This is a genomic window from Comamonas sp. SY3 (assembly GCF_041730275.1).
GTDB classification, from domain to species: domain Bacteria; phylum Pseudomonadota; class Gammaproteobacteria; order Burkholderiales; family Burkholderiaceae_C; genus Comamonas; species Comamonas sediminis.
Genome location: NZ_JBGTYN010000019.1, coordinates 25,020 through 38,986, shown reverse-complemented (window position 1 = coordinate 38,986; position 13,967 = coordinate 25,020). Strand labels below are relative to the sequence as shown.

Here is a 13,967-nt window from a genome sequence, read left to right as displayed (position 1 = left end):
CAGCGCGGCGCGGCTTGCAGCCGCCCCCGGTGCAGATGCCGCCGCTGTGGGGCTATCGTGTGGCTCAGTGGTCGTGGTGCAGATAGGCGGCCTGCTTGGGCAGGCGCAGACTGAACAGGAAGGCAATCACCATCATCACCGTCACATACCAGAAGAAGGCATTTTCATGGCCGGCATTCTTCAGCGCCAGCGCGACGAACTCGGCCGATCCACCAAAAATCGCATTCGCCACCGCATAGGCCAGGCCCACGCCCAGCGCACGCACTTCCGGCGGGAACATCTCCGCTTTGACGATGCCCGAGATCGAGGTGTAGAAGCTCACAATCGCCAGCGCGACAAGGATCAGCAGCCCGGCCGTGACCGGCGACGAGGCCTGGTGCAGGGTCGTCAGAATCGGCACCGTGCCCAGGGCACCCAGCGCGCCAAACAGCATCATGCTGGTGCGCCGGCCAATGCGGTCGGACAGCGCGCCAAACAGCGGCTGCATGCACATGTACACAAACAGGCAGACGGTCATCACATAGCTGGCCGTCTTGATCGGCAGGCCCACGCTGTTGACCAGGTACTTCTGCATGTAGGTGGTGAAGGTGTAGAAGATCAGCGAGCCGCCGGCGGTATAGCCCAGCACGGTGACAAAGGCGCGCCAGTGGTGCTTGAACAGGTTGCCCAAGGTGCCGGTTTCCTTGTTCTGCATGGCCTCGGTGGACTGGGTCTCATGCAAGGTGCGGCGCAGCAGCATCGCCACAACCGCCGCAGCAGCACCCACGACAAAGGGAATGCGCCAGCCCCAGGCACGCAACTCGGCGTCGCTCAGTACCGCTTCCAGAATCACGATCAGCAGCACGGCCAGCAACTGGCCGCCGATCAGGGTGACATACTGGAACGACGAGAAAAAGCCGCGCTGGCCCTTGAGGGCCACTTCGCTCATATAGGTGGCCGTGGTGCCATATTCACCGCCCACCGACAGGCCCTGGAACAAGCGGCAGAGCAGCAGCAGGAAAGGCGCCCAGGCGCCAATCTGTGCATAGGTCGGCAGGCAGGCAATCACCAGCGAGCCGGCGCACATCATCGTCACCGAGATCAGCATCGATTTCTTGCGGCCGTACTTGTCGGCAATGCGGCCAAACAGCCAGCCGCCGATCGGGCGCATCAAAAAGCCGGCAGCAAAGACGCCGGCGGTGTTCAGCAGCTGTACGGTGGGATCGCCCTTCGGAAAGAAGGCCGCGGCAAAGTAGATGGCCGAGAAGGCATAGACATAGAAGTCAAACCATTCCACCAGGTTGCCCGACGAGGCCGCCATGATGGAGAAAATGCGGTGGCGCTTTTCTTCCGGGCTGTAATGGGGCGGTGTAGTAGCCGAAGCCTGGGCCGCCGGCGGCCCAGCGCTTGGCGTGGAGGGTGTTGTCATTGGAGTGGTCCCGTATAGCAATGCAGACCATGATGCGCCGCCCGCAAGACCCCCTGATGTCAGACGGGCGCTGAATTTCCAGCGCGCAGCCCCTTCAGGATTAAAGTTGAGTGCAGATCACCACAATGCCGACCAGCATCAGCGCAATGCCCCACTTCTCGTTGCGGCGCAGCTGCTCCTTGAGCACCCGGCGCGAGACCAGGTAGCTGAACACCACCTCAACCATACCCAGGGTGCGCACCGAGGCGGCGCTTTGCAGCGCATAGGCGCTGAACCAGGCGAGAGACGCCGCACTGCCCATGCAGCCCGCCAACAGCGACACGCGCCAGGCCTTGGCAATGCGCAGCAGCACGCCGCGGTCACGCCAGAGGAACCAGGCGCCCATCGCCAGGGTCTGCATGCACTGCGCAATGAACACGCCCCAGGCGCCCGACAGCAGCGCGCTGGGCGCATTGAGCGCCAGCGCGGCACCCCGAAATCCCACGGTCGCAATCGCAAAGCAGGCGCCGCAAATGAGGCCATACATCGCGGCCTTGCTGCGCCAGTCGAGCTTGGCGCCGATCTGGCGCGGCGGCAGTGACAGCAGCGCCACGCCCAGGGTGGCAATGGCCATCGCCGCCAGCGCCCAGTAGGTGGGCAGCTCGCCCAGAAAGACCGCGCCAAACAGCGCCACCTGCAGCACCTCGGTTTTGGACAGGGTCACGGCGACGGCAAAATTGCGCTGCTGCATCGCCAGCAGCAGGGCGCCGGTCGCGGCGATCTGGAAGAACGCGCCCAGCGCCAGCCAGCCAAAATAGGCGCCCGTCCAATGTGCAATCTCAGGCGCTTTTGCAGGCAAGGTGTAGAGCAGCACCAGCGCCAGCGCGGCCAGCGGCAGGCCATAGAGAAAGCGCACCAAGGTCGCAGCCCAGGTGCCCAGGTCGCGGGTCAGCGAGCGCTGCGCCGCATTGCGCGCCGTCTGCGCGATGGCGGCAAATACCACCAGTGCCATCCACCAGCCACCCCATTGCATTCCCGCTCCGTCAGCCATCACCGCATCCACTTCATCACTAGGGCCCCGATGGTAGGCGATCACTGCCCTTTGTGCGCCTGCATTTGGCGATGCGAGCCTGCGGCATCAAGAGGGGCCAGCACCCGGCCTGCTCCTGCCTCACTCAATAAGGCTGGGGATAGGTGCCGGGCACCAGAATCCGCTGGTCCACGTTGTTGATGTTGGTGTGGCCGCAGAAGGCCATCGACACATCCAGCTCCTTGTGGATGATCTGCAGCGCGCGCGTCACCCCTTCCTGGCCATAGGCACCCAGGCCGTACAGAAAGCTGCGGCCGATCAACGTGCCCTGGGCACCCAGCGCGCGGGCCTTGAGGACATCCTGGCCACTGCGGATACCGCTGTCCAGCCAGACCTCGATGTCCTTGCCGGCAGCCTGCACGATCGATGGCAGTGCATCGATGGTCGCCGGTGCGCCATCGAGCTGGCGGCCCCCGTGGTTGCTGACGATCAGCGCGTCCGCGCCGGTCTCTGCAGCCAGCCGCGCATCCTCGGCTTCCATCACGCCCTTGAGGATCAGCTTGCCGCCCCAGCGTTTCTTGATCCACTCCACATCGCCCCAGTTCAGGCAGGGGTCAAACTGGTCAGCCGTCCAGGACGACAGCGAACTCACATCGGCCACGCCATCGACATGGCCGACGATATTGCCAAAGGTGCGGCGCTTGGTGCCGAGCATGCCCATGCACCAGCGCGGCTTGGTCGCCAGGTTGAGGAGGTTCTTCAAGGTGGGCTTGGGCGGGGTGGACAGGCCGTTCTTGATGTCCTTGTGGCGCTGGCCCAGGATCTGCAGATCCAGGGTGAGCTGCAAGGCCGAACAGTTCGCCGCCTTGGCCCGGTCGATCAGGCGCTCCATGAAGCCCCGGTCGCGCATCACATAGAGCTGGAACCAGAACGGGTGGCGGCCGGTGTGCTCGGCCACATCTTCGAGCGAGCAGATGCTCATCGTCGACAGGGTGAACGGAATGCCAAAGGCCTTGGCCGCGCGGGCCGCCAGGATCTCGCCATCGGCATGCTGCATGCCGGTGAGGCCCGTCGGCGCCATGGCCACCGGCATGCTGACCTCCTGCCCCACCATCGTGCTGCGCGTGCTGCGGCCTTCCATATTGACGGCCACACGCTGGCGCAGCTTGATCTTGTGGAATGCTGCCTCGTTGTCCCGGTAGGTGCCCTGGGTGTAGGAGCCCGAGTCCGCATAGTCGTAAAACATCCGGGGCACGCGCTTTTCAGCCAGCACGCGCAAATCTTCAATACATGTGATTTTGGATAAATCAGCCACAAATCTTCCTTGTTATCAAGCCACTGCAGCGGCGCTGGCGGCCAGGCCACTGTGTAACGCGCCCTTCGCTGCGTCCCTGTCGCCCAGGGGGCACAGCCGCCGTCATAGGCGTGTGGACTACGGGTTTTACAGGACTGCAGGCAAACAGTTAGGCCGACATTATGTCGATGTTCTATCCATCCAGGTGTATAGAACCTGCTTGCGATCTCTACGCAGCCGCGTTGGAGTGCAATCGGGATGAGTTCGAAGCGATGGTCCGCAGCTTGCTCCGGGGTGCAAGCAAGGGCCAGCGCGCAGAAATCGCCCGATTTCACTCCAACCCTTCGGGACAGTGGTTTTGCGGGCGGTCTGCGTTGTTGCAAATCCTCGCAATAGCGCGGCTATTGCTGCGGTGTTGCGCCTCGCATCCCATCCCGCAAAGCCACTGTCGCGGCGCGAGGAGATCACAAGCAGGTTCTCAGTCATAACTGCAGTCTATAGCCCGACCATCCGCCGGCGCTTGCGCTGCGCTACAACGAGGAGTCAGGCATGGTTTGGCAACAGATCTACAACCCGGTGGGCAATATGGTGCTCTCCACCCTGCTGGCGGCGCTGCCGGTGGTCGTCATGCTCGTCGGGCTGGGCTTCTTGCACCTCAAAGCCCATATCGCGGCCGGCGCCGGCCTGGTCTGTGCCTTGCTCATTGCCATCGTGGTCTATGGCATGCCGGCCGATATGGCCGGCCGCGCAGCGGTCTTTGGGGGCCTCACGGGGCTGCTGCCCATTGGCTGGATCGTGCTGAACATCATCTTTCTGCACCAGCTGACCGAGCAGAACGGCAGCTTCAAGATCCTGCAGGACTCGATTGCCGGCATCACCGAGGACCGGCGCATCCAGCTGCTGCTGATCGCCTTTGCCTTTGGCGCCTTTTTCGAAGGTGCGGCGGGCTTTGGCACGCCGGTGGCGGTCACGGCGGCGATCCTGATCGGCCTGGGCTTTTCGCCGCTGGCCGCCTCGGGCCTGTCGCTGATTGCCAATACCGCGCCCGTCGCCTTCGGTGCGCTGGGCACGCCGGTGATCACCTTGGCCAAGGTCCATGGCTATGACGTGATGGAGGTCACCGCGATGGTGGGCCGCCAGCTGCCGTTTTTCTCGGTGCTGGTGCCCTTCTGGCTGATCTGGGCCTTTGCCGGCCGCAAGGCGATGATGGAGATCTGGCCGGCCATCCTGGTCACCGGCCTGTCGTTTGCGATCCCGCAGTACCTGGTGTCCAACTTCATCGGTCCGGAGCTGGTCGACATCATTGCCGCCATCGTCTCGATGGGCTGCCTGATCGGCTTTCTGCGCGTGTGGCAGCCCAGGACCATCTGGCGCAGCACCTCGCTCAAGGGCCGCGACACCAGCGAAGACACCACGGCCCAGCCACGTGCCGTGGTGGCACATGCCCGCGCCGATGTGATCCGCGCCTGGACGCCCTGGGCCATCCTGACCGTGTTCGTGTTCATCTGGGGCCTGCCGTCGGTCAAGGCCGCGCTCAACGGCCTGTTTGCACCGTCGTTCCCGATGACCGGCCTGCACAACATGATCGAGAAGGTGCCGCCCGTCGTGCCCCAGCCGACCAAGGAAGGCGCGGTCTATGTGCTCAACCTGCTGTCGGCCACCGGCACCGGCATTCTGCTGTCGGCCATCGTCGGCGGCCTGGTGATGAAGTACAGCCCATTGGGCCTCATCAAGCAGTTCTTCAAGACGATCTGGCTGGTGCGTTTTTCGCTGCTGACCATTGTGCTGATGCTGGCGCTGGGCACCCTCACCCGCTACTCCGGCACCGACACCACCTTGGGCCTGGCCTTTGCGAACACCGGTGTGCTCTACCCCTTCTTTGGCACGATGATGGGCTGGCTGGGCGTGGCGCTGACCGGTTCGGACACCGCGTCGAACGTGCTGTTTGGCGGCATGCAGAAGGTCGCTGCCGAGCAGCTGGGCCTGTCGCCCAACCTGATGGGCGCGGCCAACAGCTCGGGCGGCGTGATGGGCAAGATGATCGATGCCCAGTCCATCGTCGTGGCCTCCACCGCCACGCGCTGGTTCAACCATGAGGGCGACATCCTGCGCTATGTGTTCTTCCACTCGGTGGCTCTCGCGACCTTGGTGGGCATCTTTGTCACCTTGCAGGCCTATGTCTACCCCTTCACGTTGATGGTGGTGAAGTAAGGTCAACAAAACGGGGCTCGCTAAGGAGCCCCGTTCACCGCAACCGGTCCGTTAAACGGCAGGCACCGCAGGGTTGAGGCTGTACAAGCCGGTGATGCTGGCCTGGCCCAGCACGGAGGCCTGGGCCAAGGCCGCGCGCACCCGGGCGCCGGTCAGTTCGCCCTCGATGGCCAAGGTCGGCGTGGCCAGCGCATAGACGGTGAACACATAGTGGTGCACCAGGCTGTCGTTCCACGGTGGGCAGGGGCCGTCATAGCCGTAGTACTCGCCTTGCATCTGCGCATCCTCGGCAAACCAGCCGGTGTAGTCGTTGATGCCATGGCGCAGGCCCTGGGGCGCAGCGGGGCCGGGCTTGCCATGGGCGGTGATGCCGTCCGACTGCGCACCAGCGGCGATCTCGGTGGTGGTGGCTGGAATGTCCAGCAGCAGCCAGTGGTAGAAATCGACCCGTGGCAGATCGGCTGGCACGGTGCGGCCCTCCTGGTTCACATCATCGCCCCGGCTGGGCACATCCGGGTCATGGCAGACGATGACAAAGGACTGGGTGCCGGCGGGCACATCGCGCCAGGCCAGGTGCGGGTTGCGGTTGGACGACAGCAGGACATGGGCGGTGGCGTCGGGCACCGCAAAAGCGAACTCGCCAGGAATGGCCTGGCCGTCTTGAAAGCTGTGGCTGCTGAGCTGCATCTGATAAATCCTTTGCGGGTATGAAAAAAGCCAAAGGGCCTCGGCCGGGGCCGGGACACTTTGGCAAATTCTAGGTTGCTGCCGCGCAGCTGTCAGTCAGGCGGCCTCTGACAGGCGAGGCTCAATGCCCGCCGATATAGGCGAACTTGAACAGGAACAGCGCCGCAATGATCCAGACCATCCAGTGCACCTCGCGGGCCCGGCCGGTGAACAGCTTGATGGCGGCGTAGGAGATGAAGCCAAAGGCCAGGCCGTTGGCGATCGAGTAGGTAAAGGGCATCATCACCGCAGTGATGGCGGCGGGAATGGCCTCGGTGGTGTCGGCCCAGTCGACCTCGGTCAGCTCCTTGAGCATCAGACAGGCCACAAACAGCAGCGCGGGCGCGGTGGCGTAAGCGGGCACCGAGCCGGCCAGCGGCGCGATGAACAAGCAGGCCAGGAACAGCACGGCCACCGTCACGGCGGTCAGGCCCGTGCGGCCACCGGCCTGCACGCCCGATGCGCTCTCGACATAGGCGGTTGCGCTGGAGGTGCCCAGCAGCGAGCCGGCAAAGATCGCGCCACTGTCGGCCAGCAGCGAGCGGTGAAAGCGCTCCATCTTGCCGGGCACCAACAGGCCTGCGCGCTTGGCCACACCCATCAGGGTGCCGGTGGCATCGAACAGATCGACCAGGAAGAACACCAGCACCACGTTCAGAAAACCACTGGACAGCGCGGTCTTGATATCGAGCTGCAGGAAGGTCGGCGCAATCGACGGCGGAGCCGAGAACACCCCTTGGAACTGGTTGCCGCCAAAGATGAACGAGGCCACCGTCACCGCCAGGATGCCGATCAGGATGGCGCCGGGCACGCGCAGGCGGTCCAGCACGACGATCAGGAAAAAGCCCAAGGTGAACAGGATCACCGACGGCGAATGCAGATCACCCAGGGTCACCAGGGTGGCCTTGGATTCCACCACCACGCCGGCGCTCTTGAGCGCAATCAGCGCCAGAAACAGACCGATACCCACGGTGATGGCCACGCGGATGGAGGCCGGTATGCCGTTGATGATCTGATCGCGTATGCGAAAGATGGTCACCAGCAGGAACAGGCACCCGGAGACGAAGACCGCCCCCAGCGCCGCCTGCCAGGTATAGCCCATGCCCAGCACCACCACATAGGCGAAGTAGGCGTTCAGCCCCATGCCGGGCGCAATCGCAATCGGGTAGTTCGCATACAGGCCCATCAGCACCGAGCCCAGCGCCGCGATCAGGCAGGTGGCGACAAACACCGATCCCTTGGGCATGCCCGCATCCCCCAGGATGGAGGGATTGACGAACATGATGTAGGCCATGGTGAGAAAGGTCGTGAGCCCCGCCAGCACTTCGGTCCGTACCGTCGTGCCATGCTCACCCAGCTTGAAATAGTTATCCAGCACACTCATGGCTGCTCCTTGTGGTTATGCATCGTTCAATGGAAGCTGTTTCAGATCGAAGGCGGCGAGTATCGCAGTTGCGGGCGCAACCTGCCGGACACCGCCGTCAAAGCCCTGCCTGCACGGCCGCGATGGCGTCCAGCATCGCCTCGGCCGTGGCCGGTGCCCGCAGCGGCGGGCAACAGCCGGGCGCGCCGGTCGCGGCCACCGCATCGCGTATCGCAAACAGCACCGAGAACGGCAGCAGCAGCGGCGGCTCGCCCACCGCCTTACTGCGGTGGATGGTCTCGTGCGGGTTGGCACCGTCGAACAGTTGCACGTTCAGCACCGGCGGGCAGTCGTTGGCGGTCGGGATCTTGTAGGTGCTGGGGGCATGCGTCATCAAGGCACCGGTCTTGGGGTGCCAGACCAGCTGCTCCATCGTGAGCCAGCCCATGCCCTGGATAAAGGCGCCTTCGACCTGGCCGATGTCCACGGCCGGGTTCAGCGACTGGCCCACATCATGGATCACATCGGCGCGCAGCAGCTTGCTCTCGCCAGTCAAGGTGTCCACCACCACCTCGCTGACGGCTGCGCCGTAGGCAAAGTAGAAGAAAGGCCGGCCACGCATCGCCGCGCCATCCCAGGACAGCCCGGGCGTCGCATAGAAACCATCGGACCAGAGCTGTACCCGCTCCAGATAGGCCTGTTTGACCAGGGCCTCAAAACGCAGGGTCTGGCCCGCGCAATGCACCTCGTCATTGACAAAGCGTACCGATGCCGGGTCTGCCCCATGCCGGGCCGCCAGGCAGGCGGCCAGGCGCTCGCGAATCTGGCGCGCCGCGTCCTGCGCGGCCTTGCCGTTCAGGTCGGTGCCGGTCGATGCGGCAGTGGCCGAGGTGTTGGCCACCTTGGTCGTGTCGGTGGCCGTCACCCGCACCCGCTCAAAAGCCACGCCCAGCTCATGCGCCACCACCTGGGCCACCTTGGTGTTCAGGCCCTGGCCCATCTCGGTGCCGCCATGGTTGACCAGGATGGAGCCATCGTTGTAGACATGGACCAGTGCGCCAGCCTGGTTGAAATGCTTGACGTTGAACGAGATGCCGAACTTGACCGGCGTCAGCGCCAGGCCGCGCTTGAGCACCGGGCTGCTGGCATTGAAGGCATCGACCTGCGCGCGCCGGGCCCGGTAGTCGCTGCGCGCCTCCAGCTGCGCGACCAGCTCGTCGATGATGTTGTCGTCCACCTCCTGGCCATAGGGCGTGCACTGCCCGCTGTCCTTGGCATAGAAGTTGGCGCGGCGCACATCGAGCGCATCCTTGCCCAGCTGCCGCGCGATGGAGTCCATGATGTTCTCCATCACGATCGCGCCCTGCGGCCCGCCAAAGCCGCGAAATGCGGTATTGCTCTGCGTATTGGTTTTGCCCATGAAGCCGCGCATGCGCACATTGGGCAGCCAGTAGGCATTGTCGAAATGGCACAGCGCGCGGGTCATCACCGGCGCCGACAGATCGGCCGAATGCCCGGCGCGCGACACCATGGTCACCTCGGCCCCCAGGATGCGGCCGGCATCGTCATAGCCGATGTCGTACTCGTACCAGAAGCAATGGCGCCGTCCGGTGACCATGAAGTCATCGTCGCGGTCCAGCCGCAGTTTGACGGGCCGGCCCAGCTTGCGCGCCGCCACCGCAGCCACGCAGGCAAACAGCGCCGATTGCGATTCCTTGCCGCCAAAGCCGCCGCCCATGCGCCGGCATTCGACATGCACCGCATGGGCCTGAACCCCCAGCGCATGGGCCACCAGGTGCTGCATCTCGCTGGGGTGCTGGGTGGAGCAGAACACATGCATCGCGCCCCCCTCCTTGGGGATCGCGTAGCTGATCTGGCCTTCGAGGTAGAACTGCTCCTGGCCGCCCACTTCCCAGCTGCCCTGCAGCCGGTGCGGAGCCTGGGCGATGGCCTGGCTGGCGCCGCCGGCATCGGTCTCGCGCACCAGCTGCATCGGTGGCATCACATACTGGCCCAGTGCATGGGCCTGCTGCGGCGTCAGCACCGGCTCGGCCTCTTCCACCGTGGCCAGCTTGCGCGCCATCGCGGCCACGCGCCGCGCGGTGTACCGGTCGGCGGCCAGCACCGCAAACATCGGCTGGCCCAGGTAGCGGATCTCGCCATCGCAGAGGATGGGGTCGTCATGGATGATGGAGCCGCAGTCATTGACGCCGGGAATATCGGCGGCCGTCAGCACCGCCACCACCCCGGGCTGCGCACGCAGCGCGTCCAGGTCCAGCGACAGCAGCCGGCCATGGGCCACGGGCGACAAGCCCAGCGCGCAGTGCAGGCTGCCGGCCAGCTCGGGCATATCGTCAATGTAGGCGGCTTCGCCAGCCACATGCAAAGGCGCCGATTCATGGCTGCGGCTGATGCCGACCTGGTGGCCCTGCTGGCGCGCCCGGGCTTCCTGCGCCACATCGATGCGCGCCTTGTGGTTGTCGCGGTAACCGGCAAAGGCTTCGGCGCCGGCCAGTACATGCTTGGGGATCGAGGTGTTCATATCAGGCTCCGGTGGCTGCGGCCTGCGGGGCTGGGGCGCTGCTGACGAGGTGCGGCATCGCTGCCCAGACGCTGGTGGCATCGGCAGTCAGCGGGGCGTCGGCCCGGGTCTCCAGCCACAGGCGCTGCAGCAGGTTCTGCGCCACCTTGAGGCGGTAGGCCGCGCTCGCCCGCATATCGGTCATCGGTTGAAAATCCTCGGCCAGCGCGGCCTGGGCGCGCTGCACAGCCTGCGCCGTCCAGGCCTGGCCCAGCAGTGCGGCCTCGGCCTTGGCGGCGCGCCGCACGGTGGCCGCCATGCCGCCAAAGGCCAGGCGCACGGTCTCCACCTGGCCCTGGGCATCGAGCTGCAGCGAAAAGCCGGCGCACAGCGCCGAGATGTCACAGTCAAAGCGCTTGCTGATCTTGTAGGCCCGCACCTGGCGCGCCTGCACCGCCAATGGCACGCGCAGGCCTTGCACCCACTCGCCGGGCTCCAGCTGGTTCTTCATGTAGTCCAGGTAGAAGTCGGTCAGTGGCATGCGCCGCAGGCGCTCACCCAGGCGCAGTTCGATCTCGGCATCCAGCGCCATCAGCACCGGCGGGGCATCGCCAATCGGCGAGCCATTGGCCACATTGCCGCCCATGGTGCCGGCATGGCGCACCGGCGGCGATGCAAAGCGCAGCCAGACCTCCGTCAGCGGCGGAAAGCGCTGGGCCAGTGCGGCCCAGGCCGATTCCAGCGAGGCACCGGCGCCGATGCAGAGCATGCCATCGCGCTCTTCGATGCGGCGCAGCTCCGCGACCCGCCCGACGGCAATCAAATCGCCCAGCGGCCGGAACTGCTTGTTGATCCACAAGGCCACATCGGTGGTGCCTCCGATCATGCGGGCATCGGGCAGCGCGGCGCGCAACTGCGCCAGGCTGGCTATGCTGGCCGGCGCATGGAAGTGCTGGGGCTGGCCGCCGCTGGGGCTGTAGGCATAGCTCCAGTCGGCATCGCTGCGCAGCGCCTGCAGGGCCGACACCACGGGCGCCGCATCCAGCTGGCGGGCGGGCAGGTCCAGCATCTGCTGGCCGGCATCCAGAATGGGCCGGTAGCCGGTGCAGCGGCAGAGGTTGCCGGACAGCGCATCGGCCAGCTGCTGGCGGGTGGGTGCAGGGCCTGGGTGCGCTTGCTGCTGCTCATAGACGGACCACAGCGACACCACAAAACCGGGCGTGCAAAAGCCGCATTGCGAGCCGTGGCAGTCCACCATGGCCTGTTGCACCGGGTGCAGCGCGTTGCCGGGCTGGCCAGCCTCCTTGGGTCGGCAGCTGGTCTTGAGGTCTTCCACCGTGAACAGCGCCTTGCCATGCAGGCTGGGCAGCAGCTGGATGCAGGCATTGACGGTCTGCAGCTTGAGGCCTTGCACGGCCTGCGGATCACCCGGCTCCGCCAGCTCGGCCAGCATCACCGTGCAGGCACCGCAATCGCCTTCGTTGCAGCCTTCTTTGGTGCCGGTGCAGCGCGCGTCCTCGCGCAGCCAGTCCAGCACACTGCGCGTGGGGGCCAGGCCTTCAACTTCGGTGATACGGCCTTGGTGGTAGAAACGGATGGCTTGTGGGGCGGTCATGGGGCTCATGGTGGGGCCCGGTCGCGCATTGCCGCGCCGGGTCTTCAAAACTGTGTACAAGCGTAGTGTGCCGCGCAGCGCCAGCCATAACAAGCCAGCGATAGGCGCTATGGTGCAGCGCATATATTTTTGGGTTTACCCGCATCTTGCGCCCGCCAAAAACGTAAGCAATGGTCGTGACTTGCGGGTTTACCAGGGCTGCGGCCATGGCAAGCAGGTATATTGCCTGGATGATGTTCCGCCGCCCCCACCCTGCGATGCGCCAGCTCGCCACCGCCGTCAGCCTGGGCCTTGCCGCCTGCGCCGTATTTGCCCAGACCAGCGCGCCGCAAGAGCCGCCGAACCTGAGCCAGGCCGAGTTCCAGTCCTGCCTCAGCGAGCTGCGCAGCAGCAAGGCCTTTGCCGCGATCACCCCCGCCACCTTCCACCAGTACACCGCCCAGCTCCAGCCCGATGCCACGGTGCTGCCGCTGCTCAACCGCCAGCCGGAGTTCACGATGCCCGTCTGGGACTACATCGCCGTGCTGGTCGACGAGCAGCGCGTGGCCGAAGGCCGCGCCGCCTATGCCAAGTGGAAGGACACCTTGGACAAGATCGAACAGAGCACCGGGGTCTCCCCGCAGATCGTCATCGGCGTCTGGGGTGTGGAGAGCAACTTCGGCCAGAACCTGGGCGGGCGCTCGCTGGTGCAGTCGCTGGGCACCTTGTCGTGCTTTGGCCGCCGCCAGGCCTATTTCCGCGGCGAGTTCGCCAGTGCGCTGCGCATTCTGCAAGAAGGCCATATTGCCGAGTCCAAGCTGGTGGGCTCCTGGGCCGGCGCCTTTGGCCAGACCCAGTTCATGCCCTCGACCTTCTTCCGCAGCGCGGTGGACTTTGACGGCGATGGCCGCCGCGACATCGTCGACAGTGTGCCCGATGCACTGGCCTCGACCGCCATGTTCCTGAAGAACGCCGGCTACCGCCCGGGCCAGCCTTGGGGCTTTGAGGTCAAGCTACCCAGCGGTTTCAGCACCGCCGATGCCGGCCGCAAGAACAAGAAGCCGCTGGATTTCTGGCGCTCGGCTGGCGTCACCTTGGCCAATGGCGATCCGCTGCCGGATTCGCTGCCATCGGCCGGCCTCATGATTCCCGCCGCCGGTGGCCCAGCCTTCCTGGTGGGGCGCAATTTTGATGCGCTCTACAGCTACAACGCCTCGGAAAACTATGGCCTGGCCATTGCGCAGCTGTCCAACCTGGTGGCCGACAGCCAACAAAGCCGGATCAGCTTTGTCACCCCCTGGCCGACCGATGATCTGGGCCTGTCACGCGCGCAGAACAAGGAGCTGCAGCAGGCGCTGCTGACCCGTGGCTATGCGATTGGCGAGCCCGATGGAATGATCGGCGCCAAGACGCGCGAGGCCATCAAGGCCGAGCAAAACCGCCTGGGCATGAAGGCCGATGGCCGCGCTGGCCAAAAGCTGCTGCGCGCGCTCGGCAACTGATAGCGCTGGAGTCACACCATGATTGTCACGACCACCCCCAGCGTTGAAGACAAGCGCATCAGCCGCTACTGCGGCATCGTCAATGGCGAGGCTATCCTGGGCGCCAACTTTTTCAAGGACTGGTTTGCCGGCATCCGCGACATTGTTGGCGGCCGCTCGGGCACCTACGAGAAAGAGCTGCAAAAGGCCAGAGACATTGCGCTGGCCGAGTTGCAGGAGCGCGCCAAGGCGCTGGGTGCCAATGCCGTCGTCGGCATCGACTTGGACTATGAAGTGCTGGGCAAGGACAACGGCATGCTGATGGTGTCAGCCAGCGGCACCGCGGTCGTCGTCGACTAA

Annotated in this window: 10 protein-coding genes; 3 read left to right on the top strand and 7 right to left on the bottom strand. The window is 65.1% G+C overall.

The genetic code is table 11. The features are described from left to right. Positions 1–64: 64 nt before the first annotated feature. The 3 genes from ACCQ08_RS19705 to ACCQ08_RS19695 all read right to left on the bottom strand — a co-directional run bounded on the left by ACCQ08_RS19705 (position 65) and on the right by ACCQ08_RS19695 (position 3,732). Positions 65–1,408 (bottom strand): MFS family transporter, encoded by a 1,344-nt coding sequence (locus ACCQ08_RS19705; protein ID WP_373450747.1) that lies wholly within the window; start codon positions 1,406–1,408, stop codon positions 65–67. Positions 1,409–1,508: 100 nt separating this feature from the next. Continuing rightward, positions 1,509–2,420: an EamA family transporter gene (locus ACCQ08_RS19700; protein ID WP_373450746.1), complete on the bottom strand. Its 912-nt coding sequence runs from the start codon at positions 2,418–2,420 to the stop codon at positions 1,509–1,511. 142 nt (positions 2,421–2,562) lie between these two features. After that, a complete protein-coding gene (locus tag ACCQ08_RS19695) occupies positions 2,563–3,732 on the bottom strand; it encodes an alpha-hydroxy acid oxidase (RefSeq protein WP_256460954.1) in 1,170 nt (389 codons plus the stop codon). A gap of 528 nt (positions 3,733–4,260) precedes the next feature. Between ACCQ08_RS19695 and ACCQ08_RS19690 the strand changes: the two genes are divergently transcribed. Next, a complete protein-coding gene (locus ACCQ08_RS19690; RefSeq protein WP_369459062.1) occupies positions 4,261–5,922 on the top strand; it encodes an L-lactate permease in 1,662 nt (553 codons plus the stop codon). A 51-nt stretch (positions 5,923–5,973) separates the two neighbouring features. Here ACCQ08_RS19690 and ACCQ08_RS19685 read toward each other — a convergent pair whose 3' ends face one another. From ACCQ08_RS19685 to xdhA, 4 genes are all read right to left on the bottom strand, one after another. Beyond that, complete coding sequence (locus ACCQ08_RS19685; protein WP_373450745.1) at positions 5,974–6,609, bottom strand: YbhB/YbcL family Raf kinase inhibitor-like protein; 636 nt, start codon at positions 6,607–6,609, stop codon at positions 5,974–5,976. A 121-nt stretch (positions 6,610–6,730) separates the two neighbouring features. Further along, positions 6,731–8,032, bottom strand: a complete 1,302-nt coding sequence (locus tag ACCQ08_RS19680) for an NCS2 family permease (RefSeq protein ID WP_373450744.1) — start codon at positions 8,030–8,032, stop codon at positions 6,731–6,733. Between the two features lie 97 nt (positions 8,033–8,129). Beyond that, positions 8,130–10,553, bottom strand: a complete 2,424-nt coding sequence (gene xdhB / locus ACCQ08_RS19675; RefSeq protein ID WP_373450743.1) for a xanthine dehydrogenase molybdopterin binding subunit — start codon at positions 10,551–10,553, stop codon at positions 8,130–8,132. 1 nt (position 10,554) lies between these two features. Continuing rightward, a complete protein-coding gene (xdhA, locus tag ACCQ08_RS19670; RefSeq protein WP_373450742.1) occupies positions 10,555–12,156 on the bottom strand; it encodes a xanthine dehydrogenase small subunit in 1,602 nt (533 codons plus the stop codon). Positions 12,157–12,353: 197 nt separating this feature from the next. On the opposite strand from xdhA, the gene ACCQ08_RS19665 reads away from it, so the two are divergent. Both ACCQ08_RS19665 and ACCQ08_RS19660 read left to right on the top strand, forming a co-directional pair. Then, entirely contained in the window at positions 12,354–13,628 is a 1,275-nt protein-coding gene (locus ACCQ08_RS19665) for a lytic murein transglycosylase (protein ID WP_373450741.1), read from the top strand. Between the two features lie 18 nt (positions 13,629–13,646). Beyond that, on the top strand, positions 13,647–13,967 hold the full coding sequence (locus tag ACCQ08_RS19660) for a heavy metal-binding domain-containing protein (protein ID WP_373450740.1): 321 nt from the start codon (positions 13,647–13,649) through the stop codon (positions 13,965–13,967).

What these genes read in the sequence shown, in the direction of transcription:
- ACCQ08_RS19705 (WP_373450747.1), bottom strand. Translation starts at nt 1,408, where the DNA reads ATGACAACACCCTCCACGCCAAGCGCTGGGCCGCCGGCGGCCCAGGCT.
- ACCQ08_RS19700 (WP_373450746.1), bottom strand. Translation starts at nt 2,420, where the DNA reads ATGCAATGGGGTGGCTGGTGGATGGCACTGGTGGTATTTGCCGCCATC.
- ACCQ08_RS19690 (WP_369459062.1), top strand. Translation starts at nt 4,261, where the DNA reads ATGGTTTGGCAACAGATCTACAACCCGGTGGGCAATATGGTGCTCTCC.
- ACCQ08_RS19685 (WP_373450745.1), bottom strand. Translation starts at nt 6,609, where the DNA reads ATGCAGCTCAGCAGCCACAGCTTTCAAGACGGCCAGGCCATTCCTGGC.
- ACCQ08_RS19680 (WP_373450744.1), bottom strand. Translation starts at nt 8,032, where the DNA reads ATGAGTGTGCTGGATAACTATTTCAAGCTGGGTGAGCATGGCACGACG.
- xdhB (WP_373450743.1), bottom strand. Translation starts at nt 10,553, where the DNA reads ATGAACACCTCGATCCCCAAGCATGTACTGGCCGGCGCCGAAGCCTTT.
- xdhA (WP_373450742.1), bottom strand. Translation starts at nt 12,156, where the DNA reads ATGAGCCCCATGACCGCCCCACAAGCCATCCGTTTCTACCACCAAGGC.
- ACCQ08_RS19665 (WP_373450741.1), top strand. Translation starts at nt 12,354, where the DNA reads ATGGCAAGCAGGTATATTGCCTGGATGATGTTCCGCCGCCCCCACCCT.
- ACCQ08_RS19660 (WP_373450740.1), top strand. Translation starts at nt 13,647, where the DNA reads ATGATTGTCACGACCACCCCCAGCGTTGAAGACAAGCGCATCAGCCGC.